This window comes from Pseudomonas sp. P5_A12 (assembly GCF_056400685.1).
This window is the reverse complement of the sequence record NZ_JBFUKU010000053.1, coordinates 1-26,251: the sequence shown is the minus strand read 5'-3', so window position 1 is coordinate 26,251 and position 26,251 is coordinate 1. Positions and strand designations below refer to the sequence as shown.

Genomic DNA, 26,251 nt, shown 5'->3' with positions numbered 1-26,251 from the left:
CCCACATTGGATCTTCAGCGAACACAGCTTTTGTGCTCGACAGCGATTAAGTGTGGGAGCGAGCCTGCTCGCGATGGCGGTCTGCATGTAAGCGAGGATTTAACTGACCACTGAACAGCGCCGAACCACGCGTGTCGTACCTAAATGACACGCCACCGGTTCAGGAACGCTATGGACACCCCAAAAGACGGCAAGACCCCGAACCTCTCGGCTGAAGAACGGCACGAAGTCGACAAAAACCAGCCACCCCGTGCAGCGGTGCTGCATGAAATCATCCGTACCCAGGGCGATCAGGAGCTCGAGCGTAGCGTCGCCGCCTTGTGGTGGTCGGCGCTGGCCGCCGGCCTGACCATGGGCCTGTCGCTGATGGCCATGGGTTTGCTTAACTCACGATTGCCGGACGGTGAGCACTTCAAGGTAATCGCCAGTTTCGGCTACTGCGCCGGTTTTCTCGCGGTGATCCTCGCCCGTCAGCAGTTGTTCACCGAAAACACCCTGACCGCCGTGTTGCCCATCATGACCAAGCCCACATTGAACAACTTCGGCCGATTGCTGCGCCTGTGGACGGTGGTACTGGTGGGCAACTTGTGCGGTACGTTGCTGGTGGCCTACGTGATGCTGAACCTGCCGATTTTCGACACAAAAACCGATCTGGCTTTTCTCGAAATCGGCCGCAAAGTCATGGAAAACCATGCCAGCCAGATGTTCGCCAAGGGCATCGTCTCGGGCTGGATGATCGCCACCATGGTGTGGATGATTCCATCCATGGAGAGCGCAAAGATGTGGATCATCATCCTCATCACCTACCTCATGGCGCTGGGTGATTTCACCCACATCGTGGTCGGCTCCGCCGAGGTGTCGTACCTGGTGTTTGCCGGCGAGTTGCCGTGGAGGGATTTCTGGCTGGTGTTCGCCGGGCCGACGCTGGCGGGGAATATCATCGGTGGCAGCTTTATCTTTGCGCTGATCAGTCATGCGCAGATTCGCAGCGAGAGTGGGCCGCCGAAGAAAGATGCGAGTCAGGCCGATGAACCTGACCCGCAGCGGGTAAAGAAGTAGCGGTCAGCCAGGCACATTGACTGCCGRCACATGGCGACGCTGCAGGTAGATGAAGAACAGCGCCGTCAGCACGGTCAGGCCACTGACCAGTGCACCGGTCCACGGCAGGTCCGCCAGGTCGGCACCACTGGCTACCACCAGCCCGCCAATCCACGCGCCCGCCGCGTTGCCAAGATTGAACGCACTCTGATTCAACGTAGAGCCGAGGTTCGGCGCTTCGTGCGCCTGATCGATGATCAGCAGTTGCAGGATCGGGCACAGGGCGAAAGCAAAAATCCCCCACAGCACCAGTGTGATCGCCGCCGGAATCACCGAGTGGCTGGTCTGCGTGAACGCCGCCAGCACCACCAGCACGGCTAGCGCCATGCCGACCAGCGAAGGCAGTAAACGTCTGTCCGCCAGTCGACCGCCGAGCATACTGCCGGCCGTCAAACCCACGCCAAACAGCAAAAGCATGATAGTCACGCCATGCGGACTGACGCCGGTGATGTCTTGCAGGATCGGCGCGATGTAGGTGAACACGCTGAACAGACTGGTCGACGCCAGCACGCTCATGCCCAGCGCAAGCAACACATTGAGCTTGCCCAGCACCTTGAACTCGCTGGCCAGATTGGCCTTGTCCATGGCGATGTGTTTCGGCAGCCAGCGCCATTGCGCGATCGCAGCAATCACACCAATCACCGAGACCGCCCAGAAGGTCGAGCGCCAGCCGGCGTACTGCCCAAGCGCGGTGCCTAATGGCACGCCCAGCACATTGGCCAGCGTCAGGCCGGTGAACATCATTGCAATGGCTTGTGCCCGTTTGTTCGGTGCGACCAGGCCAGCCGCGACCACCGAACCGATACCGAAGAACGCACCATGGCACAGCGCCGTGACTACGCGGGCAGCCATCAATGTGGCGTAATTCGGCGCCATGGCACACAGGACGTTGCCGAGGATGAACATCAGCGTCATTCCCAGTAATGTCGACTTGCGCGGCATGTTGGCGGTGCCGACCGCAAGGATTGGTGCGCCGAACACCACGCCCAGGGCATAGCCGGTGATCAGCAGGCCGGCGTTCGGGATGCTGACGGCGAGGTCGCGAGCGACATCGGGCAGCAGGCCCATGATGACGAATTCAGTGGTGCCGATGCCGAATGCGGCAACAGCGAGGGCAAGCAAGGCGAGTGGCATGCGCAAGGTCTCTGTCGGTAGTCTTGACGCTGTGATCAGGCATACGCATGCCGATGACCGTTCTCGGTGAGAGCGGGCATGGACAGAAATTATTGGAATTAGTCTGTGCGCAACTGAGTGCGGCGTGGTCGCGTGCAGTATAAACAGCTGCAGACATATGGCGAATCAATTCTCCGGGCGCTTCCCGCAGGGAACAAAAACAAAGAAGGGAGTGTGCCGTGCTTGCAACAACACTGGTGTTAGTAGCAGCGCTGTTGCACGCAGCGTGGAATACGCTGATCAAATTCAGTGCGGAACGCTTGCTGGTGGTGGCCTGCATGGACAGCGTGGCGATGTTGTTTGTCGCCGTGATGTTGCCATTTGTGAGCCTGCCGCCGGTTGAAATCTGGCCATGGATCCTGGCGTCGGCGGCGTTCGAATTGCTCTATCGCTATCTGCTGATCCAGGCCTATCGGGTCGGTGATCTGGGACTGGTTTATCCGTTGATGCGCGGACTGTCGCCGTTGGTGGTGCTGGCCCTGACGCTGGTCTTCGCCGGGGAAGTGCTGACGAATCAGCAGATTTTCGGGATTTTGCTGATCCCGTTCGGCATGCTTTGCCTGCTGTGGCAGGGTGGGGGTGGTGCGCGTTTGCCGTGGTCGATGCTGCCGGTGGTGGCGCTGATCGGACTGTGCATCGGTTGTTATACCTTCATCGACGGCCAGGCATTGAGACGCTGGGCGCACCCGCTGGATTACCTGGTTTGGGTCACACTGCTCAGTGCCTGGCCGTTTCCATTATTGGCGCTGGTGCGCAAACGGCCGGCGTTCATGCTGTTCTGGCGCGAGCAATGGCGGCTGGGGCTGGCGGTCGGATTTTGCGTGTTGTTCAGTTACGCTCTGGTGCTGTGGGCGATGCAGCTGGGCTCGATTGCTGAAGCCGCTGCGCTACGTGAAATCAGCGTGATTCTGGTGGTGCTGTTCGGCATGCGCTACCTGAAAGAACCGTTCGGCCGGCCACGACTTCTGGCCTGTGGGCTAGTGTTGATCGGCATGTTGGTGATGAAGTTTTAAACGAAACCCGAATTACTAAAACTAAAAAAAGGACTGCTTTATGACGGTTGCCCTGTGGTGCATTTTGATCGCGATTTTCCTGCCGTATATCTGCACGGGTGTTGCCAAGGCCAGTGGTGGGTACAGGCTGAAAGACAACCATGATCCTCGGGATTTTCTCGATTCGCTGGAGGGTTTGGGCAGGCGCGCGCATGCCGCGCAACTGAACAGTTTTGAAGTAACCCCGGCATTCGCGGCGGCGGTGATTGTCGCGCACCTGGCCGGCAATGCCGAGCTGGTGACGATCAATGTGCTGTCGGTGTTATTCATCACCAGCCGGTTGCTGTACATCATTTGCTATCTGGCGGACTGGGCGATTTTGCGGTCGTTGGTGTGGTTTGTGGGGATGGGGTTGATTGTGAGTTTCTTTGTGGTGTCGGTCTGACAGAGCTTCATTGGTTTTACCGGCCCCTTCGCGAGCAGGCTCGCTCCCACACTGGACTGTGTTCGGTCACGCATGTTGTATTCACCGAAGATCCCCTGTGGGAGCGAGCCTGCTCGCGAAAGCTATCTGTCAGTCGCTACAGGACTCAAGGATTGGTCTTCGCCGCATCAGCCACCTGAGGCACCTGCGGCAAAGCCGCACCTTTAGGCCACAGCATCCAGATTTGCCCTTGCTGCTTCATGTCCCCGGCCAGTTGCCCGGCCGCCTCGCCTGTGCCCCAGAACAGGTCCGCACGGACCTCGCCGGCAATCGCGCCGCCAGTATCTTGAGCCGCCACCGGACGAACCAGTGCAGTGCCGTCAGGTTTGGTGGTGGACAGCCATAACAGGCTACCCAGCGGAATCACCTTGCGGTCCACTGCTGCGCTATATCCCGCCGTCAACGGCACATTCAGCGAGCCGCGAGGCCCTTCGTTGCTGTCCGGGTTACGGGTGAAAAACACATAGCTAGGATTGCTGGCCAGCAACTCGGGAATGCGTGTCGGATTGGCTTTGGCCCACGTGCTGATCGCGCCCATGGTCACGTCTTCTTTCTTCAGCTCGCCTTGCTCCACCAGCCAGCGACCGATGGGCCGATACGGATGGCCGTTCTGGTCCGCGTAAGCGATGCGCAGCTGGCGACCGTCATCGAGCTGGATACGCCCCGACCCCTGGATTTGCAGGAATTGCAGGTTCATCGGATCAGTCAGCCAGGCAACCACTGGCGCCTTGACCCCTTTGGTCCCGATCGTTGCCGCATCGTCGTATGGCTTGAGTACTCGTCCTTCAAGTCGACCGCGCAGGCGTTTGCCCTTGAGTTCCGGATAGACGCTGTCCAGCGAGACAATGATCATGTCCTCGGGTACGCCGTAGACCGGGATGTTTGCCGTCGTGGTTTGGGTCAGGCTGCCAGGGTAGACCGGTTCGTAGTAGCCGGTAATCAAGCCGTTGGGGTTGTCATTGGCGGCGCRTAGGCCATAGACATCCAGATTCTGTTTCAGAAATTTGCGGATATCAGGGGCGGTTAGCGCCACGTTGGCGGATGCCGCGCAGGTCGTGCCCCAGACCGGGTCGGCCTTGAGTCGGTTGCACGCGCTGCGCCACGAACCAAAACCGGCGACCAGGTCGTTGTCGGACACCGCCGGCAGCGCTTCCCAGGTGGCACTGGAATAGGTGGCCAGTGCGTGGGTTTTTGGCTTGTTGTTATCGCCGCCGGTGCAGCCGGCGAGTACGGCCACCATTGGAAGAGTCCACGCGAGGGGGTGACACCATGCCTTGAAGCGGCTGTTCATGGAGTAGTTCCTTTGCTGGTCGCCCGAGTGCTCCATGCGCTCAAACAACCCGTATTGATAATAGGGCTATTGGTCTTTGTCGATGACACGAGGATACTGGCCGCCGTTTCCCGTGACCTGAAGCCACCATGATTCTTAAAAGACTTTCTGTTGTATTGCTGGCGTGCCTGATGTTGTCCGCTTGTGGCGGTGTCGACCCGAATTCGCCGCTGGGTCAACGCAAGGCAATCTTCAAGCAGATGCTCAAGACCGGTGAAGACCTGGGCGGCATGTTACGTGGTCGCATTGCGTTTGATGGCCCGAAATTCGCCGACGGCGCCGTGAAGCTCGATGCGCTGTCCCGTGAACCGTGGAAACATTTTCCACAGGTGCGCGAAGAAGATCACACCAGCGCCAAGGACAATGTCTGGCAACAGCAGGCACGTTTTCAGGAAATGTCCCGCAACCTTGAAGCCGCCACCGGTGAATTGGTGATCGCCAGCCAGGTTCAGCCTTACAAGGCCAGCAACCTTGGGCCGGCGGTGCAGAAAGTTGAAGATGCCTGCAGTGCGTGCCATAAACAATTTCGGGATCATTGATTCTCGCTTGGCTGGTCGAGTTGATCGTTCCCATGCTCTGCGTGGGAATGCCTCAAGGGACGCTCCGCGTCCAGTGACGCGGAGCGTCACGGCTGCATGCCCACGCAGAGCGTGGGAGCGATCGCTGCAAAACGGCTTACTTATCCAGCTCGTCTAGCGCATCCTGCAATTCCTTGCGTGACTCGGCGAGTTTGTCTTTGCGGCTGTTGATCTTCTCGGGGTCACCTTTCTTCATGGCTTTGTCGAGGTCGGCCTGACGCTTGCTGACTTCATGCCTGGCGTCGAGGACTTTGTTTTCTCGTTCTTTCTGTAGCGAAGCGTCGGTGCAATGAGCCGTGACTTCGCTCAGGGCGGTTTCCAGGCCTGCCTGCTGCTCGGCGTTGCCGTGTGACTTGGCCAGTTCAATCTGGTTAATAATGCCTTGCTTCTTGGCAGCGCAGCCGGTCAGCTCTGGCACTTCTTCAGCGGCCATCAGTGGAGCGGCCAGCACGCTGCAAAGGGTCAGCAGGGCGAGCGGTGAAAGAAATTTCATAAAAGCTCCATGCGCAAAGGCAAGCGGGTCATTGTGGCGATGGGCGTTTGAGCACATCGGCACCTAGGGGTTCCCGGGCTGCCGGGCATTGTCGGTCTCTAGAAACCGTCAATTCCGGCAACTCGTAATGTTTCACTCAAGGCCAGGACCTGCGGATCGCGAAAAAATGCGCTCAGTCGGGCCGCACGTCCCGGGCCGATCCCGGCTTCAGCCTGCCATTGTTCGGTGCTTCGATTCGCCATTTCCTGCCAAGAATTGGCAAGCTGCGCCTGTCCCGTCGGAGGTAAACCCAAGGCTTTCAACCAACGACTGAAAGGACGCTGTCGAGCACTGTTGAAACTGTTTAAAAGACGAGCACTGCTGCGTTCGCCGAAGCCGTTAATGGTAGCAAGCTCTTGAGCGTCGAAGGTCAACCAATCCAGAAGGCCATTCAGGCGCCCTGTTTCTAAAAGTTTCTCCCAGGTACCGGGGCCGACATGAGGTAAGGCCAGCCCCTGCTTTCCACTGAGCCAGGCCAGTCGTGCAAGGAATTGGCTTTCGCACCCCGGTGTCGGCTTCCAGCAACTCAAAAGATGGAAGTCGGCTGCCATAGGAACATTCAACTCAGGGCGTTCGATGTTACGAAGTACAACGCTGTCGAGCCTGGGAATGGTCAGTCCGGCGAGGCTGATCGACACCTGATCGCCGGGACGGATGTCCAGCTCCTCCCAGCGCCGCAGTGAGCTGACACTCACGCGCTTGATCTGCCGGTCATCAAGCATCACCGGTGTCAGGTTCAGTACCGGTGTGATCCGACCGGTGCGGCCAATCTTGAACTCGACTTTTTGCACCTGCGCCAGTGCCTGTGCGAAGGGGTATTTCCAGGCGACGGCCCAGTAGGGTGATTTTGCCTGCCAGCGTTCAGCCGAGGGGCGCTGAATTTGGCGCAGGACGACACCGTCACTGGCAAAAGGCAGGGGCGAGCGATACCAGTGATCGCGCCAGCGTTGGGCATCCGCCAATGTCTGGATCGGTTGGCTGTAGGGCGCAATGCTCGGGAAGCCCAACTCATCCAGAGTCGCGATACGCTCGGGCAGATTGGCCGGGCCTTGTGGCCAGTCCCAGACAAACAGCCTGATGCCAGTAGCGTGTTCAGGGGGGAGCGTCTTGCGGGCCATCAGGCCGGCCACGGTGGAGCGGGCATTGAGGCTGCCGGCCTTGGCTTGTACGTGGTCAGTCAGATGCCAATAGAGTTCGCCTTGCACCAGCAAATCCACTGATTGGGCCAGTTGCCGAGGAATGCCGGAGATCAATCGTGCCGAGGCAGTCCAGTCCTGTCCGTTCACGCCGTCGCCACGGCTGATGGCTTGGTGCAGCAGGCCATCGCGATAGATCAAAGTCACGGCCACGCCATCGACCTTGGGTTGTATCCAGAGGCCCTTATGATCGCTCAGCCAGTTTTCCACGGCCTGTTCATCACGGAGTTTGTCCAGGCCCGTGTGGGCGATGGGATGGGCTGTCTGGCCACTGGCAGTGCGCAAGGGTTCGGGCGCCAGGCCCAGGTCAAAGCACTCACGCCATTCGATCAATTGCGCGCGGGACTGATCGTAGATTTCGTCGGCCACCAGTGAGCGTCCGCCCCGGTGATAGTGGTCGTCCCAAAGGTCGATTTGTTTTTGCAAGGCGGTAATTTCGTCCAGCGCGCGGGCGGGTGGCCAATCGGGGCAGTCGGCTGCGTTTGCGCTCAGGCAAAACAACGTCAGGATGGCAGTGGACAACAGGTGTAGAAGCATCGTGAGCGTCCTTGCTCTAGTGGGGTGCTTTCAAGGTTAGCCAGCTTTCGGGCGTCGGCAGCGACGATGTTTTTCGGTGTGTTTCGAGGCGGGGAGATCAAAAGCTCGCAGCCTCGTTTCACTCGACAGCTGCTACACAAATCCCTGTAGGAGCTGTCGAGTGAAACGAGGCTGCGATTTGTTGGGTTTCGCGCAATAACGCAATAAAAAGCCCCACACGGCGAACCGTGCAGGGCTTTGGGTACCGCCAGGGAAGTCTTACAAACCGGCAGCCAGACGCAGGTCGTCGGCGCGGTCGGTTTTTTCCCAGGTGAACGTGGTGAATGTATCGTCGCCCACGGTCTTGGTGGCCGGGGTGCGACCGAAGTGGCCGTACGCAGCGGTTTCCTGGTACATCGGGTGCAGCAGGTTGAGCATGGTGGTGATTGCGTATGGACGCAGGTCGAACACTTCGCGAACCAGTTTGACGATTTTGTCGTCGCTGATTTTGCCGGTGCCGAAGGTGTTCAACGAGATCGACGTAGGCTGAGCAACACCGATCGCGTAGGAAACCTGAATCTCGCAGCGCTCGGCCAGGCCGGCAGCAACGATGTTCTTGGCCACGTAACGACCGGCGTAGGCGGCCGAGCGGTCAACCTTCGATGGATCTTTACCGGAGAACGCGCCACCGCCGTGACGGGCCATGCCGCCGTAGCTGTCGACGATGATCTTGCGACCAGTCAGACCGCAGTCGCCAACCGGGCCGCCGATGATGAACTGGCCAGTCGGGTTGATGTGGAACTGGGTGTCTTTGCTCAGCAGTTCGGCAGGCAGTACGTGCTTGACGATCAGCTCCATCACGCCTTCGCGCAGGTCTTTGTACGACACGTCAGGGTTGTGCTGGGTCGACAGTACAACGGCGTCGATACCGACAACCTTGCCGCCTTCGTAACGGCAGGTCACTTGCGACTTGGCGTCCGGGCGCAGCCAAGGCAGCAGGCCGGATTTACGGGCTTCGGCCTGGCGTTGAACCAGTTGGTGCGAGAAGGTGATCGGTGCTGGCATCAGCACGTCGGTTTCGTTGCTGGCGTAGCCGAACATCAGGCCCTGGTCGCCGGCACCCTGATCTTCAGGCTTGGCGCGGTCAACACCCTGGTTGATGTCAGGGGACTGCTTGCCGATGATGTTCATCACGCCGCAAGTGGCGCCGTCGAAGCCGACATCGGAGCTGTCGTAGCCGATGTCCAGAATGACGTTACGCACGATCTCTTCCAGATCGACCCAGGCTGAGGTGGTGACTTCACCGGCGATGATTGCAACGCCGGTTTTTACCAGTGTCTCGACCGCTACACGGGCAAACTTGTCTTCAGCAATGATGGCGTCCAGCACCGCATCGGAAATCTGGTCGGCGATTTTGTCCGGATGTCCTTCAGACACGGACTCGGAGGTGAAGAGGGAGTATTCGCTCATCTCGATGTTTCCTGAATTTACCGATGGTGAGTGTCGCCAGTCGGTCGCTGAAAGTGGCGGACCTGGATCTGGAAACCGTTACGTAAGCCTACATAGAGACTTTCCCCGGGAGCGAGTCCCGCAGCGGTGGCCCAACGGGCCAAATCGTCCTGTTCAAACCCCAACCAGAGATCACCGCAGGCCTCCCTGGCCCAACTCTGGTTGTGGCTACATAACTCTGTCACGAGCAGGCTGCCGCCCGGTTGCAGCAAGTTGGCCATGTGCTTGAGTGCTTCGGCCGGTGCGGCGAAATGGTGCAAGACCATGTTCAGTACAACGCAATCGGCTTGAAGGCCTACACCGTTCAATGCATCGGCCAGTTGCAGGCGGACGTTAGCCAGCTTTTCACGTTCACAGACGTGGCGGGCCAGTTCGAGCATCGCCGGGCTGTTGTCCAGCGCGATGACTTCAGTGAAACGGCGCGCCAGTTCCGGCAGAAACTCGCCGTCACCGGGGCCGACTTCAATGGCCGTGGCGCCGGTGCTGAAACTCAACTTGTCGAGCAAGGCCACCACGCTTTCGCGGTACTGCGGCAGGCCGGCGATCAAGTCTTGCTGGGCGCGAAACTTCTCCGCGACCCGTGAGAAAAAGTCCTGGCTGGCCGCCGCTCGTTGCCCATGCACCTGACCAATCCGCGATTGCACATCGGCCGGCAGGGTCAGGTTGTCCGCTTCTTCCAGCAGCGCGGCGTGCAGCTTGCCACCCAGCAGGTCGGTATGGGGCAGGGCGCGACGGTAGAAAATCGCGTTACCTTCACGGCGGGTCGCCACCAGGCTGGCCTGGGCCAATACCTTGAGGTGATGACTCATGCCGGACTGACCGATGCCGAAGATCTGCGCCAGTTCCAGTACGCCGAACGAATCGTTGGCCAGTGCACGCAATACATTCAGGCGCAGAGGGTCGCCGCCGGCCTTGCAGAGGGCCGCCAGTTCGTCGCAATGGTCATGTTGAATGGAAGGCGCGGGTAAATTCATAAGGCCGGCAGTCTAGTGACGGGCCGAAATCCCTGCAAGAGCAATATCAAAAAGTTTTGATATTGCTCGATAGATGGCACTTCTCGGCGTCAGGTTCAGTCAACAAATGAACAGCGGAAAGGTTTCACCCGTCGAAACCGTCGTTATCAAATGGAAAAACGCCTCCAGATGACTATCTGTCATTGCCCCGAGGCGGCCCGGTGAGGGAAAATGCTCGCCTTTTTTCCATTTCGTTTTATTCACTCTCGTTACAGAACCCGCAGGAGAACAGCGATGCCAAGCCGTCGTGAGCGTGCCAACGCCATTCGTGCCCTCAGCATGGATGCCGTGCAAAAGGCCAACAGCGGCCATCCCGGTGCCCCTATGGGTATGGCGGATATCGCCGAAGTACTTTGGCGTGACTACCTCAAGCACAATCCGAGCAATCCATCGTTCGCCGACCGTGACCGCTTCGTGCTGTCCAACGGCCACGGTTCGATGTTGATCTACTCGCTGCTGCACCTGACCGGCTACGACCTGTCGATTGATGACCTCAAGCAGTTCCGCCAACTGCACAGCCGCACCCCGGGCCACCCGGAACTCGGCTATACCCCGGGCGTTGAAACCACCACCGGTCCACTGGGCCAGGGCCTGGCCAACGCCGTGGGTTTTGCCCTGGCTGAAAAAGTCATGGCGGCGCAGTTCAACCGTCCGGGTCACAACATCGTCGACCACCACACCTATGTGTTCCTGGGTGATGGCTGCATGATGGAAGGCATCTCCCACGAAGTCGGCTCCCTGGCCGGTACTTTGGGCCTGGGCAAGCTGATCGCTTTCTACGATGACAACGGCATCTCCATCGACGGCGAAGTCGAAGGCTGGTTCACCGACGACACCCCGAAGCGTTTCGAAGCCTACAACTGGCAGGTGATCCGCAACGTCGACGGTCATGACCCGGAAGAGATCAAGACCGCGATCGAGACTGCGCGCAAAAGCGACCAGCCAACCCTGATCTGCTGCAAGACCACCATCGGTTTCGGTTCGCCGAACAAGCAAGGCAAGGAAGACTGCCACGGCGCCCCATTGGGTGACGCGGAAATCGCCCTGACCCGTGCGGCGCTGAAGTGGAATCACGGTCCGTTCGAAATCCCGGCTGATATCTACGCCGAGTGGGACGCCAAGGAAGCTGGTAAAGCGACTGAAGCCGAGTGGGACCAGCGTTTTGCTGCCTACTCTGCTGAGTTCCCTGAACTGGCCAACGAGCTGGTCCGTCGCCTGAGCGGTGAGCTGCCGGCTGACTTCAGCGAAAAAGCCTCGGCCTACATCGCCGAAGTGGCCGCCAAGGGCGAAACTATCGCCAGCCGTAAAGCCAGCCAGAACGCCCTGAACGCATTCGGCCCATTGCTGCCTGAATTCCTCGGCGGTTCGGCTGACCTGGCCGGTTCCAACCTGACCCTGTGGAAAGGTTGCAAAGGCGTCACCGCCGAAGACGCCAGCGGCAACTACATGTACTACGGCGTGCGCGAGTTCGGCATGACCGCAATCATGAACGGCGTTGCCCTGCACGGCGGCCTGGTGCCTTACGGCGCGACTTTCCTGATGTTCATGGAATACGCGCGCAACGCGGTGCGCATGTCGGCCCTGATGAAGCAGCGTGTGATCCACGTCTACACCCACGACTCCATCGGTCTGGGCGAAGACGGGCCGACTCACCAGCCAATCGAGCAACTGGCCAGCCTGCGCTGCACGCCGAACCTCGATACCTGGCGTCCAGCCGACGCCGTTGAATCGGCGGTGTGCTGGAAGTACGCACTGGAGCGTAAAGACGGCCCTTCGGCCCTGATCTTCTCGCGTCAGAACCTGCAGCACCAAACCCGTGATGCCGGCCAGATCGCCGACATCAGCCGTGGTGGTTATGTACTCAAGGACTGCGACGGCGAGCCGGAGCTGATCCTGATCTCCACCGGTTCCGAAGTCGGCCTGGCGGTTCAGGCTTACGACAAGCTGACCGAACAGGGTCACAAGGTGCGTGTTGTTTCGATGCCTTGCACCAGCGTGTTCGATGCTCAGGATGCTGGCTACAAGCAAGCGGTTCTGCCGTTGCAGGTCAGCGCCCGTATTGCCATCGAAGCTTCCCACGCGGACTACTGGTACAAGTACGTAGGCCTGGAAGGCCGTGTGATCGGCATGACCACCTACGGCGAGTCGGCGCCTGCGCCTGCCTTGTTCGAAGAGTTCGGCTTCACCCTGGAAAACATCCTGGGTCAGGCTGAAGAGCTGTTGGAAGACTAAAAGCGCGAATGCGGTGGCCTCGGTCACCGCAATCCCTGTAGGAGCTGGCTTGCCAGCGAAGGCGTCCGTCCCAGGCAGCACTCATGCTGAGGCTGATGGCCCCTTCGCTGGCAAGCCAGCTCCTACAAGGGTTGCGTTGCACACAAGAGTTTCGTCTGACTGTGTCTATCGAGAACCCCATGCCTCAACCGCGTCCTTACAAAGTTGCACTCAACGGCTATGGCCGGATTGGTCGTTGCGTCTTGCGTGCGTTGTTTGAGCGAGGCGAGAAGGCCGGGTTTGAAATTGTCGCGATCAACGATCTGGCTGACATGGCCAGCATCGAATACCTGACACGCTTCGACTCCACTCACGGGCGTTTTCCTGGTGAAGTGAAGGTCGACGGCGATTGTCTGCATATTAATGGCGACTGCGTGAAGGTCCTGCGCAGTGCCACCCCCGAAGGCATCGATTGGGCGTCGCTGGGCGTCGATCTGGTGCTGGAGTGCTCCGGCGCTTATCACACACGTGCCGATGGCCAGCGATTCCTCGACGCCGGCGCGCCGCGTGTGCTGTTTTCCCAGCCGATGGCCAGCGAGGCGGATGTCGACGCCACCATCGTCTATGGCGTGAACCAGGATTGCCTGACCGGCGACGAGCTGCTGGTGTCCAACGCGTCCTGCACCACCAACTGCGGCGTGCCGCTGTTGCGCCTGCTGGATCAGGCGATCGGTCTGGAATACGTGTCGATCACCACCATTCACTCGGCGATGAACGATCAGCCGGTCATTGACGCCTATCACCACGAAGACCTGCGTCGCACCCGTTCGGCGTTCCAGTCGGTGATCCCGGTGTCCACTGGTCTGGCGCGGGGCATCGAACGCCTGCTGCCGGAACTTGCCGGGCGAATTCAGGCCAAAGCCGTACGCGTGCCGACGGTTAACGTGTCTTGCCTCGATATTACGATGCAGACCGTCAGCGACACCGACGCCACCGAGGTCAACCGGATCCTGCGCGAGGCCGCTACCACTGGCCCGCTCAAAGGCCTGCTGGCCTATACCGAGTTGCCTCACGCCAGTTGTGATTTTAACCATGACCCACATTCGGCGATTGTCGATGCCAGTCAGACCCGAGTTTCCGGCCCACGGCTGGTGAACATCCTGGCCTGGTTCGATAACGAATGGGGGTTTGCCAACCGAATGCTGGACGTTGCAGAACACTATCTGCAAACAGCTACTCCAACAGCTTCTCCAAAACAGTAACTCAGGAATTGCGACCCATGACCGTGTTGAAGATGTCCGACCTCGATCTGCAAGGTAAGCGCGTACTGATCCGCGAAGACCTCAACGTTCCAGTCAAGGACGGTGTTGTCACCAGCGATGCGCGAATCCTGGCTTCGCTGCCGACCATCAAGCTGGCCCTGGAAAAAGGCGCGGCCGTGATGGTCTGCTCGCACCTTGGCCGTCCGACCGAAGGCGAGTTCTCCGCTGAGAACAGCCTCAAGCCAGTCGCTGATTACCTGAGCAAGGCTCTGGGTCGCGAAGTGCCGCTGGTGGCCGATTACCTGGGCGGCGTTGACGTGAAGGCCGGCGAGATCGTGCTGTTCGAAAACGTGCGCTTCAACAAAGGCGAGAAAAAGAACGCTGACGAACTGGCCCAGCAATACGCCGCCCTGTGCGACGTGTTCGTGATGGACGCCTTCGGCACCGCTCACCGCGCCGAGGGTTCGACCCACGGCGTGGCCAAGTTCGCCAAAGTCGCTGCCGCTGGCCCGCTGCTGGCTGCTGAACTGGACGCACTGGGCAAGGCCCTCGGCGCCCCGGCCCAGCCAATGGCGGCCATCGTTGCCGGTTCCAAGGTCTCGACCAAACTCGACGTACTGAACAGCCTGAGCCAGATCTGCAATCAGTTGATCGTCGGCGGCGGCATCGCCAACACCTTCCTGGCGGCAGCCGGTCACCCGGTTGGCAAGTCCCTGTACGAACCGGACCTGCTGGATACCGCTCGCGCCATCGCCGCCAAGGTCAGTGTGCCGCTGCCGGTCGACGTCGTGGTTGCCAAGGAATTCGCCGAGAGCGCCACTGCTACCGTCAAGCTGATCGCTGACGTGGCCGCCGACGACATGATCCTGGACATCGGCCCGCAGACCGCGGCAAATTTCGCCGAGCTGCTGAAGTCGTCCAAGACCATTTTGTGGAACGGCCCGGTAGGCGTGTTCGAATTTGACCAGTTCGGCAACGGCACCAAAGTATTGGCCCAGGCCATCGCGGAAAGCTCGGCGTTCTCCATCGCTGGCGGCGGCGACACCCTGGCGGCCATCGATAAATATGGCGTTGCGGATCAGATCTCCTACATTTCTACCGGTGGCGGCGCGTTCCTCGAATTCGTCGAAGGCAAAGTGCTGCCAGCTGTTGAAGTCCTGGAAAGCCGGGCCAAGGCCTGAGGCCGCCCGTTTGACCAGGCAAAGGAGTGTTTACATGGTCAAGACGCTAACGCTGTTGATCGCAGCGGGCCTGTTGGCGGCTTGTGGGAGTAACCCGAAAGCCACGCCGGACCCGGCGCCGCAGACTCAGGAAAAAGGCTGCTACCAGGCTGACTGGCAAGCGGAAACCAATCCTGTGCTCAACAAGCGTTCCGGACCGGATGGCCTGGATAAATACGAGACACAGACACCCGCCAAGGAACATGGTTGTCCTTGACGGGTCTGACTCATTACTCAGGGCTGGCGGCGTGCGCCGTCAGTCGAGGAACATGGATGAAAGGTTTTATCGCCGTTACGGCGCTGGCGTTGCTGGCCGGTTGCGCTCAGTTGAACCTGTTCCAGTCGTCCGCTCCGGTGGATAACTGGACCACCTGGACCTGCGACAGCCAGGCCAAAGTGCTGTGGCGATACACCGACGACAGCCGCAAGGAAGTCGACGTGCGTCTCGGCGGGGTCGATCAGGTCTATCGCCTGAAGCTTGAACCGGGCGCCGAAGGTTCGCTGTACAGCAACGACATGCTGGCGTTTCACGTAAAAGGTGAGGAAGGCCTGGTGTACTGGGTCGCCACCAATGATTTGATTGGCCGCGGTTGTAAAGCGCAGTAAGACGAAACCAATGCAAAACCTGTAGGAGCTGGCTTGCCAGCGAAGAGGCCCTTGAGGCATGTGGTGTCCCGGCGGACGCCTTCGCCGGCAAGCCGGCTCTTACAGGGAATGGATGCAGCACCGAATTCGCAGCCCGGACCAACCCCCGATCTGCAATAACTTGAATAGCCGCCGCCGCTACGGCAGGCTGGCACGATTAACGACCCAAACCGGGAGAGACATACACAATGGCACTTATCAGCATGCGCCAGATGCTGGACCACGCAGCCGAGTTCGGCTACGGCGTTCCAGCCTTCAACGTCAACAACCTTGAGCAGATGCGCGCCATCATGGAAGCCGCTGACAAGACTGACTCCCCGGTGATCGTCCAGGCTTCGGCCGGTGCTCGCAAATACGCCGGCGCCCCGTTCCTGCGTCACCTGATCCTGGCGGCAATCGAAGAATTCCCGCACATCCCGGTGTGCATGCACCAGGACCACGGTACCAGCCCTGACGTCTGCCAGCGCTCCATCCAACTGGGCTTCAGCTCGGTGATGATGGACGGTTCCCTGGGCGAAGACGGCAAGACCCCGACCGACTACGACTACAACGTGCGCGTTACCCAACAAACCGTAGCCATGGCTCACGCCTGCGGCGTTTCGGTAGAAGGCGAGCTGGGCTGCCTGGGTTCGCTGGAAACCGGCATGGCCGGTGAAGAAGACGGCATCGGCGCCGAAGGCGTTCTGGATCAYAGCCAAATGCTGACCGACCCGGAAGAAGCCGCTGACTTCGTCAAACGCACCCAGGTCGACGCACTGGCCATCGCCATCGGCACCAGCCACGGCGCGTACAAGTTCACCAAGCCGCCTACCGGCGACGTACTGGCCATCGACCGCATTAAAGAAATCCACAAACGCATTCCGAACACCCACCTGGTGATGCACGGTTCTTCTTCGGTTCCGCAAGAGTGGCTGGCGATCATCAACCAGTACGGCGGCGACATCAAAGAAACCTACGGCGTGCCGGTTGAAGAAATCGTTGAAGGCATCAAGCACGGCGTGCGTAAGGTCAACATCGACACCGACCTGCGTCTGGCGTCCACCGGCGCGATGCGTCGCCTGATGGCCACCAACCCGAGCGAGTTCGACCCGCGTAAGTTCTTTGGCGCGACCGTCACTGCGATGCGTGATGTTTGTATCGACCGTTATAACCAGTTCGGTACGGCTGGTAATGCTTCGAAGATCAAGCCGATCTCGCTGGAAGGGATGTATCAGCGTTATTTGAAGGGTGAGTTGAACGCCAAGGTTAACTAAGACCTTCAGCGTTTGAGTCGCATAAAAAAACCCGCCGAGAGGCGGGTTTTTTTATGACGGGGGATTTTTGACCTGGATACCGCCTGACGTAAGGCGCTTGAAATGTCACTTATAGTGAACATAATAAGAATATTAGCTAAAAAAGTCCGTTATAGGTGACACTCATGCTCTTGCACAACCCCTCGGTGTTCGGTGAAAGAGTCCGCCAGTTGCGACGCGCCAAAGGCTATAGCCAGGCAATACTGGCGCACAGGGCACAATGCAGCCGTAAAACCATCATCGACCTTGAGGCCGGTGAAAATGTCGCGCTTTACACTGCGTTCAGGGTGCTATCCGCGCTGGGCATGGCGTTTGAAATTGTTGATAACCGAATTGACCTCAAATCCCTTGCTGATCTGGTAGAGCACGATGAGTAAGGTCAAGCTGCTCAACGTCATGACACCGCAGGGCTTTTCGGGCGAGCTGTCCAAGGGCTCACAGTTTTCGTTTGCCTACCAATCCGCCGATGCACCCAGGGAAGTCTCACTGGTCATGCCCTATGACCCGACGCCCACGGTGAGCAACGTGCTGCATCCGATTTTCGATATGAATGTGCCTGAAGGGTTTCTGGCCGATCAGATCAAACGTCGGATGGCCAAGCATATGCAGGTGGATGAAATGCGCCTGTTATCGGTCATCGGAGGGAATCAAATCGGGCGCCTCACCTACCAGAACCCGATAGCGTCACCCGTGTCCGTCCGGGCTCAGGTCGGGTTGCAAGACATCCTGTCTGCGGATGCCTCGCAAGGTGTCTTCGAGTTCCTCGTTGATACTTACTTCGAGTCGGGTATTTCAGGTGTGCAACCCAAGGTGCTGGTGCCCGATCTGGACAAGCTCACCGGTAGCCGAAAAACCATGCTCAGCTCCGATCTGATTGTTAAGTCAGGCGCCGATGAGTACGCACATCTGGCTCAAAACGAATTTCTCTGCCTGGAAGCGGCCCGTCTTGCCGGGCTGGAAACACCACCATTCTGGTTGTCTGAAAACGGTGAGCTGTTTGTGATGGAGCGATTCGATCTGACCGCTTCCGGTCGGCTCGGGTTTGAAGATATGGCCGTCCTTTTGGGGCTCAACAAGGATCCCCATGACAACTATAAGTACTCCCAAAGCTACGAAACCCTTGCCGCCGTGATTGGCCAGATCTGCCGACATGGCGATCCGATACGTGAACTGGAGCGTTTTTACTCTTCGGTTTGTCTGTCGGTCATGGTGCGTAACGGAGACGCACACCTGAAGAATTTCGGGGTGATTTACACCCATCCTGACGCGCTCGAAACGGTGCAATTGGCGCCGGTCTTCGATGTCACGACCACGACCGTCTATGAAAACTACAACCCCAAATCCGGTCGCTCATTGGTAGGCCGTACTTTGGCCATCAAGATGAACAAAGTGAAAAGCTATCCGAATCGTCAGCAGTTGATTGAGTTCGGTCGAAAGCACTGCGCGGTGGATAGGCCGGCCTTGATCATTGAGCGGATTGCCGAGGCGATGACTCAAGCGTTGGCGGCTAATCGGAGTCGTGTTGATGGAGAGCTGTTTGCGGATATGCAGCGCGAATGGGATGCGGGGCGGGTGGCGGCGCTGAATGAAACTGTTGCGTCAGGGCTGAGGCGTCAACCTGTTGGCAAGGGGAGCATTTGATTTTCGGTCGGGCGCGATCACCCACTAGCAATTCGTGCGCAAACACATCAGCTATATCCTGAACCAGAATCCGGGCAATGTTGGTGACAGTGTTTATATCGTTTTCGGCGTAGTCGGGCAGGCTGGTGCAGGCCATAAGGTTCAGGTACTTGAGGACAGCGTTGAGGCGTTCGCTGACGCAGTTGTGGAGTTCGCGTAGCGGGGCGTCACTGTCGATGAGCAGGACGGGATAGTCGGTGGCCAGTTGGGACATTGGGGTGAAGCGCCGGGACGGATTGTTCATTGTCATAAGTAAATCTTCCTCGTATCTGAAAGAAGAGCTACTGCCGTTCGCTGCGAAACGAATGGGGTGGTAGCTATGTGCGGGTTCGCAGACCAGGGATACGAGGAACCCGGCAGACCCGAAGGTCTCCCACACACAGCCACCGTAAAAAAGGAGGACGAGTGCTGAGGTGCCCGTCTTTTTCGAGGCGCTAGGTTACTACACGTATCGCTAGGGCTGCGAAACCCTATCGCCAACGATGTCGGCGACAGGCCAACTCTAGGCAGCGATTCGGGTAGCCGCAACTGGGCTGTAGGACGCCAATCCGGCCTTTTGGTTAGGCAGCTTGGACTTGGGTTGCGACGCAGCCGCAATAAAACCGGGCGATGTGGCGGGTCTGAAGAATTTGGCGGCAGGGTTTAGGGCTACTTCGTAGCCCAGCGGGAGCAAGCTCCCTCGCCACGGTCGGAGGTGTCCTACGCGTTTTTCGGACGCTGTAGCAGCTGTCGAGCCTGCGAGGCTGCGTTCGGCTGCGCAGCAGTCGTCAATCAGGCAACGTATTCATTCAGGCGAGCCGGGTTTGCCGGGATTGCGAGGACTTCGTCCTCGGACGCAGCCTCGCGCTGCTCGGCAGCTGCTACAGGGAGTGAGTTGTTTTCTGGATGGATTATTTGTCGTGATCAATATCCAGCTTGCTGAACGTCACCTTCCCACCCTCGCTGGTGTATCCGGTGTTGTCCTGCACATAAACCCCGGCCTTGAAGTACAGCGGTTTATCACGCCAGGTCGCGCTGATCTCGGTATCCCACTGATACCCCGCCGCACTGATGCCCAATGCACCTCCCGGACTCAGATGAATCAGGTAGGAAAACTCCTGATCCAGCTTCACGCCCGTCGCAATGGTGATCACTCGGCCTTCATCATCATCCGGACGCATGCGCACTTTGGCGACGATATTGCCGGTGGAGGTACTGGTCTTGTACTGGTATTCAACCTTCACCATGGGTTTCTGGCTTTTATAGGCATGGATCTGTCCAATGACGATTTTCCCCGAACTGGGCACTTGATTCACCGCCAGGGTCGCGCGAAGAAAATTGTCGGCGTCCGGGTGGTACCAGTTTTTCAGGGTGCCATTGCTGTAGGTTTCGCGAAGTTCGGTGCGAGGGTAGATGGCATTTTCGGTGCGCGAACCCGTTACCGGTGCCCAGAAAAACAAGGTGCCGGTGTCGGAATGGAAGTATTGGTCCTTGAAGCCGTCCACCAGTTTGGCGGTTTCGACGGTGTACGGCGGATTGCCCACAGGAACGCTGAGGTTCCAGGTTGCGAGATCGATCATAGACAAAGCTTCCACAAATTTTGACTGCACGCACGTGCCAGAAGCTCTAGTGCGCGTATTGGAGGGCGGTCTTTATAAGCGTTGAAGACCAATTTGATAAGGCCAAAATGGCAGATGATTGACGTCAACATCCTGTCGAAATGCCATCTCGCCCGGTTTTCGGGGCCTGCAGGGCCGACCGTTAGTCGGCTGAAGGCATTCTGGTGGTGAGTGAGGACGGGCTGATCCGTTTTGCCAACCCGGCCATCGCGCTGCTCAATGCTGCAGTGCAAGAGCTGCATGCCAAAGAGTTTCTGGATTTCCTGCAAAAACCGCATATCCCGGTTTGGGCGGATTCCGAGTTTTTGATATGGCCGAGGATGTCGACGACTTTGTGCAGCTGTTCGACTGGAGCGCACTGAACAGTCGAATTCGCTACACTGGCGACCTTTTCGTGATTCGTGTTGCCGCCCCAATGACCGCGTTGAAATACCTCCAGGCCTATCCTGCTGCATTGCAGGATCAAGTGCGCCAGCTGATCGCCGAAGATCGGCTGGGCGACTACCTGGGCAAGCGCTACCCGGAAAAGCACGGTGTACAGAGCGACAAAGCGCTGTATACCTATGCGCTGGACCTCAAGCAGGAATACCTGCGTAACGCCCCGGCCATCGACAAAGTGTTGTTCGACAACCGTCTGGACCTCACCCATCGCGCCCTTGGCTTGCACACAACCATCTCTCGGGTGCAGGGCGGCAAGCTCAAGGCCAAGAAAGAAATTCGTGTGGCCTCGCTGTTCAAGGAAGCGCCTTCGGAGTTTCTGAAAATGATCGTGGTGCATGAACTGGCGCACTTCAAAGAGTCCGATCACAACAAGGCGTTCTACAAACTCTGCGAACACATGCTGCCGGGTTATCACCAGGTGGAGTTTGACCTGCGGGTATACCTGACCTGGCGGGACATGCAATAACGGATCAACAGCCGGGAGTCTTTGAATGGAAGTCAGCAAGACCAAGAGCAGTTTCTATCGCCGGTTGTACGTGGCGTACCTGATCGACAGCGGGCTGGCGAGCAGCGTCCCGGCCTTGACCGAGGTCACCGGCATGCCTCGGCGCACGGCACAGGACACGATTGCGGCGTTGGCGGATCTGGACATTGTTTGCGAGTTCGAGCAGGAAGAGGGCGCACGCAATCATGCGGGGCACTATCGGATTCGTGAGTGGGGGGCGATTGATCGGGGGTGGATCGAGTGCAATTTGCTGAAGATTAAAGAGGTACTGGAGTACCCCTAGTATCTGTGGTGCGGCAACTGACGCCATCGCGGGCTTGCCCGCGATGGGGCCCTTAAAGGCGACGCATCCCGATATGCGGAATACCGTCCTCGATATACTCCTCACCCGCCACCACAAACCCATACCGTCCGTAATACCCCTGCAAATGCGCCTGGGCCGACAGATATACCGGCATGTCCGGCCAGTGCTTCTCAGCCTGCTTCAACGCCTGCGCCATCAGCTCGTGCCCAATTCCGGTGCCACGTGCCGCCGGGGCAACAATCACCCGGCCAATCACCACATCGCCACCTTGCAACTGCGGGTCGAGCAAGCGCAGGTAGCCCACCAGCCGATTCTCGTCCCACGCCATCAAATGGCAAGTGTCACCTTCCAGGTCCTGGCCATCGATGTCTTGATAGATGCATTTCTGCTCGACGACGAACACCTCTGCGCGCAATTGCAGAATGGCGTACAGCTGTTCTTTACCCAGGTCGCTGTGGTGTCTGCAGATCCAGTCGATTGTCATTTTCACGCTCCTTGAACATCGTCGCTCCGATACTAAGCGTCCTGAGGGCAGTTGTCTTTATGGCAGGAAAATCTGTGACAAAGTCCAAAATGCCATCATTCATTTCGGGCGGCGTTGTCATCTTTGTGTAACCTGCAATGAAGCGCTGTGTTGTGGCTTCAATGGGCTATGTCGAATACCTGGCTGTCGGTACATGGGTCTTGGAGTTTGGGCTGAAAAACACGCCGGGTAACCCGCCCGCTAAGGATTTTCTAGCATGTCGCGATTGCATCGAGCTTCTGCTTTGATCGTATTGCTGTTACTGACACAGGGCGCGGCGGCGGAAAAACTGCGTCTGGTCGCCGATGCCTGGCCACCCTTTACCGACGCCACCCTGGTCAATGGTGGATTGGCGACGGATCTCGTCAGTACCGCGCTGGCCCGGGCCGGTTATGCCAGTGATTTCGAACAAGTGCCTTGGGCGCGAGCCTTGATGGGTGTGGGCGAGGGGCGCTATGACGTGCTGGTCAACGCCTGGTACACCGCTGATCGCACCCAGCTTGGCCAGTTCTCCGGCGAGTATCTGCTGAACCGCGTGCGCTTTCTGAAACGCAAAGACGCGCCCATCGAATACAACAGCTTGCAGCAACTGCACACGTATCCAATTGCGATCGTGCGGGGTTACGCTTATTCGCCGGAGTTCGATGACGACGTGTCACTGCAGAAAGTCCCGGTGCATAACTTTGCCATGGCGGTACGCATGTTGGCGGTGGATCGGGTCAAGTTGACGTTGGAGGATGAATACGTCGCCCGTTATCACTTGGCGCGTGAATCATCCAAAGTGCGCAATGCCGTGGAGTTTTTACCCAAACCGTTGAGCGAGAACAGCCTGCACATATTGGTCAGTCTGAAGAACCCACTGCATGAGCAAATCGTCGCCGGCTTTGACCGCGAGATTGCCGAGATGAAGGCGGATGGCAGTTATGCGCGGTTGATGAAGCAGCATGGGATGTGAGGCTGATCCTGAGTCTTGGGTGTGGCTGATGGCCCCATCGCCGGCAAGCCGGTCTCACTCCCACATTAGATCTCCAGCGATCACATATTTTATGAACGACCGAGATTAACTGTGGGAGCGAGCCTGCTCGCGATTAGGCTCGTCCAGCCACTCAAAGACTCAAGCCTCGCTGGTATCTTTGATCAAATGCGCCGCCAGCGTCCGCAACGGCCCCAGTTGCCGACAAATCAACGCCAACTGCGTCTGCACCAGCCGTTGCCCTTCATCGATTTCATCGGGCATCTGTTCAAGCGAATTGGCCAGCGCCTCTTCCTCGTCACTCTGAATCGCAATCGGCTGTTTGCTCGCCAGACCCTGGGCGATTTCGTCGATGCTCGCCGCCAGGCTCACGCCGGCACCCTCAATCAATTGCTCATGCACATCCGGTGGTAGCGGGGTTTCGCGATGTGCTCCGAGGCCCGACAAATAGCTGAGCAACGTGTGCGACAGCACCAGAAAACGAAAGCCGACATCCGCTTCCTTGCGGAAATGCCCAGGCTCCATGAGCATGTTGGCCAGCGTCGTCGACAGCGCCGCGTCGGCGTTGTGCGCGTTGCGTCGAGCCAGGCGATACGCCAGGTCGTCGCTTTTACCGGCGGCGTATTGCTGCATGATCTGACGCAGGTAGATGCTGTTGCAGGTCAGGGTGTTGGCCAGCACTTTGTTCAGGCGTCGGCCCTGCCAGTCCGGCAGGAACAGGAACACCGCGAGCCCGGCGATCAGGCTGCCGAGCAAGGTATCGAGCAGTCGCGGTAGAAATAGCCCGTAACCGTCGCCGACCTGGTTGAAGCAGAACAGCACCATCAAGGTGATCGCGGCCGTGGCCAAGGTGTAGCGCGTGGTTCTGTTGATAAAGAACACCACGCCGGCAGCAATCGCGAAGCACGACTGGATCAATGGATTGGGGAACAGATCGAACAGCGCCCAGGCCATCGTCAGGCCGATTGCGGTGCCGATGATCCGTTGGCCGAGTTTGCGTCGGGTGGCGCCGTAGTTCGGCTGGCAAACGAACAGCGTGGTCAGGATGATCCAGTAGCCTTGCGACGGGTGAATCAAATGCACCATGCCGTAGCCGATGCTCAACGCCAGGGGCAAACGCAGTGCATGGCGGAACAGCAACGACGTCGGCGTCAGCTGCGTGCGCAAGCGTACCCACACATCTTTGAGGCTGTGTGGCGAACGGTCCAGCAGGCTACTGTCGGTGGCGTCGGCCAGGGCTTCCGGGTTGCTGGCATCGCTGAGCAAATGGTCGAGTGTGGCGAGGTTGGCCGCCAGCGCTCGCAGCGAACGCAACAGCCCGCGCCAGGCCGGGTTGCTCTGGATGCGCAGGTGTTCGATGGAGGCGTGCAGGTCGCTCAGGGCTTCGGCAAAGCCCGCGTCATAGACGAACGGCTGACGCATCTGGATCGATTCGGCCAGGGCGCGGCAGGCCTTGCCTTGCTGACGCAGCAGACGCTGACAGCGGAACAGCACGTCGCTGTGGAAAAACGCCTCGGCGAGTGCGTTGTAGGGGTAATGCGAAGAGCTGGCGCGCTCGTGGATGTCCTGTGCAAGGAAGTACAGTTTCAGGTAGCGGCTGACTTTCGATCCCGGCCGCCCGTTGCCGACCCTGTGCAGAATGATTTCCTTGGCGGCGTTCAGGGCCGCCACCACGCGTCCGTTCTGCTGGRCCAGTTCCAGGCGTCGCGCTTCCACGTCCATTTGCCGGATCGGCTCGAACAGTGACGCCTTCAATTTCAGGTAATAGCCCAATTCACGGAATAGCCGCGCCAGGCTCTGCTGCACCGGCTGGTTGGAAAACATCGCCTGCCACAGCACTGACAGCAAACCGTACCAGGCCGCGCCAGCCACCAGCAGCACCGGTTCATGCCAGAAATCGGTGACCGCGCCGCCGCGCTGGTCTACACCGATCATGGTGTAGACCGACAGAATCAGCGTCGCCGAGGCAATGGCGCCATAGCGCTCACCGAGGGCGCCGAGCATGGTCAGGCAAAAACTGGCCAGGGACAGGGCGATGACGAAGATATAGGGGTAGGGGAAGAGCAGTTCGACAGAGAACGCGGCGACGCTGAAACACACCAGTGTGACGGCGAGCGCGTTGAGGCGGCCCTGCCAACTGTCGTCGGTTTCGGCCAGGGCGCTGGCGATGATCCCCAAGAACAACGGGATGAGCAGGCCCATTTCATCCTGATACCAACAGACCGCCATGCTGCCGGTCAGGGCAATGAATACCCGCACGCTGTAGCTGAATTTATCCAGCGCCCAGAGGCGACGCAGAGACTGACTGAGAGGAGTCGATGACATGAAGTGCGAAGGCCTTCCGAGGCAATGACGCTAAATTGAGCCAGTAATGACGCCGACGCAATGGCGCCGATCACATCTGACAGCAAAATCTGTTCCTTCATATCACACATGATCAATCTGGGAGCGAGCCTGCTCGCGATGAGGCCACAACATTCAACATCTCTGTCGACTGTTACACCGCTATCGCGAGCAGGCTCGCTCCCACATTTTTGATTTGTGTTTGTCAGGCGTATTGCGCGGCGGCGTAGCCTGAGGCCCAGGCCCACTGGAAGTTGAAACCACCAAGGTGTCCGGTGACGTCGAGCACTTCGCCGATGAAGTACAAACCCGGGCTTTTCAGCGATTCCATGGTTTTGGACGACACTTCGTTGGTGTTGACGCCGCCCAAGGTGACTTCGGCGGTGCGGTAGCCTTCGGTGCCGGCCGGTACCACTTTCCAGCTCGCCAGTTTTTCGGCGATGTCGGCGATTTCCGCGTGGGTGTACTGCTTCATCGGTTTGGACACGAACCAGTTGTCCGCCAGCAGGTTGGCCATCTTCTTGGTGAAGATTTCCCCCAGCAGGGTTTTCAGCTCGCTGTTCGGACGTTCGGCTTGCTGCTGTTGCAGCCAGTCATGCGCGTCGTGGTCTGGCATCAGGTTGATCTCGACCGTGTCGCCGGATTCCCAGAACGAAGAAATCTGCAAAATCGCCGGGCCACTGAGGCCGCGGTGAGTGAACAGGATGTTCTCGCGGAAACTCTGATCATTGCAGCTCACCAGGCAATCTACCGACGTGCCGGACAGCTCGGTGCAAAGTTCTTTGAGCTGATCGGTGATGGTGAACGGCACCAGGCCAGCGCGGGTTGGTAAC

At 58.7% G+C, this 26,251-nt stretch carries 25 protein-coding genes and 2 pseudogenes; 16 read left to right on the top strand and 11 right to left on the bottom strand.

The window, feature by feature from the left end; all coding sequences use genetic code 11:
* Positions 1–171 precede the first annotated feature (171 nt).
* Complete coding sequence (locus tag AC1DSG_RS10320) at positions 172–1,059, top strand: formate/nitrite transporter family protein (protein ID WP_477790787.1); 888 nt, start codon at positions 172–174, stop codon at positions 1,057–1,059.
* Positions 1,060–1,062: 3 nt separating this feature from the next.
* On the opposite strand, the gene AC1DSG_RS10315 is transcribed toward AC1DSG_RS10320, so the two are convergent.
* A complete protein-coding gene (locus AC1DSG_RS10315) occupies positions 1,063–2,232 on the bottom strand; it encodes an MFS transporter (RefSeq protein WP_477790786.1) in 1,170 nt (389 codons plus the stop codon).
* 218 nt (positions 2,233–2,450) lie between these two features.
* Here AC1DSG_RS10315 and AC1DSG_RS10310 point away from each other — a divergent pair, with 218 nt between their 5' ends.
* The gene (locus tag AC1DSG_RS10310) at positions 2,451–3,284 is read left to right on the top strand and encodes an EamA family transporter (RefSeq protein ID WP_477790785.1); all 834 of its coding nucleotides are present in this window, start codon (positions 2,451–2,453) and stop codon (positions 3,282–3,284) included.
* Positions 3,285–3,324: 40 nt separating this feature from the next.
* Positions 3,325–3,708 (top strand): MAPEG family protein, encoded by a 384-nt coding sequence (locus AC1DSG_RS10305; protein WP_007945444.1) that lies wholly within the window; start codon positions 3,325–3,327, stop codon positions 3,706–3,708.
* 145 nt (positions 3,709–3,853) lie between these two features.
* On the opposite strand, the gene mltA is transcribed toward AC1DSG_RS10305, so the two are convergent.
* On the bottom strand, positions 3,854–5,038 hold the full coding sequence (gene mltA, locus AC1DSG_RS10300; protein ID WP_477790784.1) for a murein transglycosylase A: 1,185 nt from the start codon (positions 5,036–5,038) through the stop codon (positions 3,854–3,856).
* A 128-nt stretch (positions 5,039–5,166) separates the two neighbouring features.
* Here mltA and AC1DSG_RS10295 point away from each other — a divergent pair, with 128 nt between their 5' ends.
* Entirely contained in the window at positions 5,167–5,616 is a 450-nt protein-coding gene (locus tag AC1DSG_RS10295) for a c-type cytochrome (protein ID WP_477790783.1), read from the top strand.
* Positions 5,617–5,752: 136 nt separating this feature from the next.
* Here AC1DSG_RS10295 and AC1DSG_RS10290 read toward each other — a convergent pair whose 3' ends face one another.
* The 4 genes from AC1DSG_RS10290 to AC1DSG_RS10275 form a co-directional block, all read right to left on the bottom strand.
* Complete coding sequence (locus tag AC1DSG_RS10290; protein ID WP_477790782.1) at positions 5,753–6,148, bottom strand: DUF1090 domain-containing protein; 396 nt, start codon at positions 6,146–6,148, stop codon at positions 5,753–5,755.
* A gap of 98 nt (positions 6,149–6,246) precedes the next feature.
* Entirely contained in the window at positions 6,247–7,920 is a 1,674-nt protein-coding gene (gene ligB, locus AC1DSG_RS10285; protein ID WP_477790781.1) for an NAD-dependent DNA ligase LigB, read from the bottom strand.
* 258 nt (positions 7,921–8,178) lie between these two features.
* Complete coding sequence (metK, locus tag AC1DSG_RS10280; RefSeq protein WP_477790780.1) at positions 8,179–9,369, bottom strand: methionine adenosyltransferase; 1,191 nt, start codon at positions 9,367–9,369, stop codon at positions 8,179–8,181.
* Between the two features lie 17 nt (positions 9,370–9,386).
* A complete protein-coding gene (locus AC1DSG_RS10275) occupies positions 9,387–10,382 on the bottom strand; it encodes an ArsR/SmtB family transcription factor (RefSeq protein WP_477790779.1) in 996 nt (331 codons plus the stop codon).
* Between the two features lie 273 nt (positions 10,383–10,655).
* Here AC1DSG_RS10275 and tkt point away from each other — a divergent pair, with 273 nt between their 5' ends.
* From tkt to AC1DSG_RS10235, 8 genes are all read left to right on the top strand, one after another.
* Positions 10,656–12,653, top strand: a complete 1,998-nt coding sequence (gene tkt, locus AC1DSG_RS10270; RefSeq protein WP_477790778.1) for a transketolase — start codon at positions 10,656–10,658, stop codon at positions 12,651–12,653.
* 179 nt (positions 12,654–12,832) lie between these two features.
* Positions 12,833–13,894 carry an erythrose-4-phosphate dehydrogenase gene (gene epd, locus AC1DSG_RS10265; RefSeq protein ID WP_477790777.1) on the top strand — a complete coding sequence of 354 codons (1,062 nt, stop codon included), beginning with the start codon at positions 12,833–12,835 and terminating at the stop codon, positions 13,892–13,894.
* Between the two features lie 17 nt (positions 13,895–13,911).
* Positions 13,912–15,075 (top strand): phosphoglycerate kinase, encoded by a 1,164-nt coding sequence (locus AC1DSG_RS10260; RefSeq protein ID WP_477790776.1) that lies wholly within the window; start codon positions 13,912–13,914, stop codon positions 15,073–15,075.
* A 34-nt stretch (positions 15,076–15,109) separates the two neighbouring features.
* On the top strand, positions 15,110–15,331 hold the full coding sequence (locus AC1DSG_RS10255; RefSeq protein WP_477790775.1) for a hypothetical protein: 222 nt from the start codon (positions 15,110–15,112) through the stop codon (positions 15,329–15,331).
* A gap of 56 nt (positions 15,332–15,387) precedes the next feature.
* Entirely contained in the window at positions 15,388–15,720 is a 333-nt protein-coding gene (locus AC1DSG_RS10250; RefSeq protein WP_477790774.1) for an MliC family protein, read from the top strand.
* Positions 15,721–15,947: 227 nt separating this feature from the next.
* On the top strand, positions 15,948–17,012 hold the full coding sequence (gene fba, locus AC1DSG_RS10245) for a class II fructose-bisphosphate aldolase (protein WP_007945427.1): 1,065 nt from the start codon (positions 15,948–15,950) through the stop codon (positions 17,010–17,012).
* A 164-nt stretch (positions 17,013–17,176) separates the two neighbouring features.
* On the top strand, positions 17,177–17,428 hold the full coding sequence (locus tag AC1DSG_RS10240; protein WP_477790773.1) for a helix-turn-helix transcriptional regulator: 252 nt from the start codon (positions 17,177–17,179) through the stop codon (positions 17,426–17,428).
* A complete protein-coding gene (locus AC1DSG_RS10235) occupies positions 17,421–18,692 on the top strand; it encodes a type II toxin-antitoxin system HipA family toxin (RefSeq protein ID WP_477790772.1) in 1,272 nt (423 codons plus the stop codon). The genes AC1DSG_RS10240 and AC1DSG_RS10235 overlap by 8 nt, the downstream gene beginning before the upstream one ends.
* Before the next feature lie 40 nt (positions 18,693–18,732).
* Here the strand turns inward: AC1DSG_RS10235 and AC1DSG_RS10230 are convergent.
* Together AC1DSG_RS10230 and AC1DSG_RS10225 are read right to left on the bottom strand one after the other, a co-directional pair.
* A pseudogene (locus AC1DSG_RS10230) lies at positions 18,733–18,981 on the bottom strand (fructose-bisphosphate aldolase); the annotation flags it as partial.
* A 640-nt stretch (positions 18,982–19,621) separates the two neighbouring features.
* Entirely contained in the window at positions 19,622–20,290 is a 669-nt protein-coding gene (locus AC1DSG_RS10225) for a polysaccharide lyase family 7 protein (RefSeq protein ID WP_477790771.1), read from the bottom strand.
* 185 nt (positions 20,291–20,475) lie between these two features.
* Between AC1DSG_RS10225 and AC1DSG_RS10220 the strand changes: the two are divergent.
* The 3 genes and pseudogenes from AC1DSG_RS10220 to AC1DSG_RS10210 all read left to right on the top strand — a co-directional run.
* Positions 20,476–20,664 (top strand): annotated as a pseudogene (locus AC1DSG_RS10220) (PAS domain-containing protein); the annotation flags it as partial.
* Between the two features lie 80 nt (positions 20,665–20,744).
* Complete coding sequence (locus tag AC1DSG_RS10215) at positions 20,745–21,236, top strand: M48 metallopeptidase family protein (RefSeq protein ID WP_477790788.1); 492 nt, start codon at positions 20,745–20,747, stop codon at positions 21,234–21,236.
* A 25-nt stretch (positions 21,237–21,261) separates the two neighbouring features.
* On the top strand, positions 21,262–21,558 hold the full coding sequence (locus AC1DSG_RS10210; protein ID WP_477790770.1) for a winged helix-turn-helix domain-containing protein: 297 nt from the start codon (positions 21,262–21,264) through the stop codon (positions 21,556–21,558).
* A 52-nt stretch (positions 21,559–21,610) separates the two neighbouring features.
* Here the strand turns inward: AC1DSG_RS10210 and AC1DSG_RS10205 are convergent, their stop codons facing one another.
* A complete protein-coding gene (locus AC1DSG_RS10205) occupies positions 21,611–22,063 on the bottom strand; it encodes a GNAT family N-acetyltransferase (protein WP_477790769.1) in 453 nt (150 codons plus the stop codon).
* Positions 22,064–22,319: 256 nt separating this feature from the next.
* On the opposite strand from AC1DSG_RS10205, the gene AC1DSG_RS10200 reads away from it, so the two are divergent.
* Entirely contained in the window at positions 22,320–23,057 is a 738-nt protein-coding gene (locus AC1DSG_RS10200) for a substrate-binding periplasmic protein (protein WP_477790768.1), read from the top strand.
* A gap of 159 nt (positions 23,058–23,216) precedes the next feature.
* Here the strand turns inward: AC1DSG_RS10200 and yccS are convergent, their stop codons facing one another.
* Positions 23,217–25,400, bottom strand: a complete 2,184-nt coding sequence (gene yccS, locus AC1DSG_RS10195) for a YccS family putative transporter (protein WP_477790767.1) — start codon at positions 25,398–25,400, stop codon at positions 23,217–23,219.
* A 223-nt stretch (positions 25,401–25,623) separates the two neighbouring features.
* A partial coding sequence (locus AC1DSG_RS10190; RefSeq protein ID WP_477790766.1) for an aminoacetone oxidase family FAD-binding enzyme occupies positions 25,624–26,251 on the bottom strand: 628 nt, incomplete at its 5' end.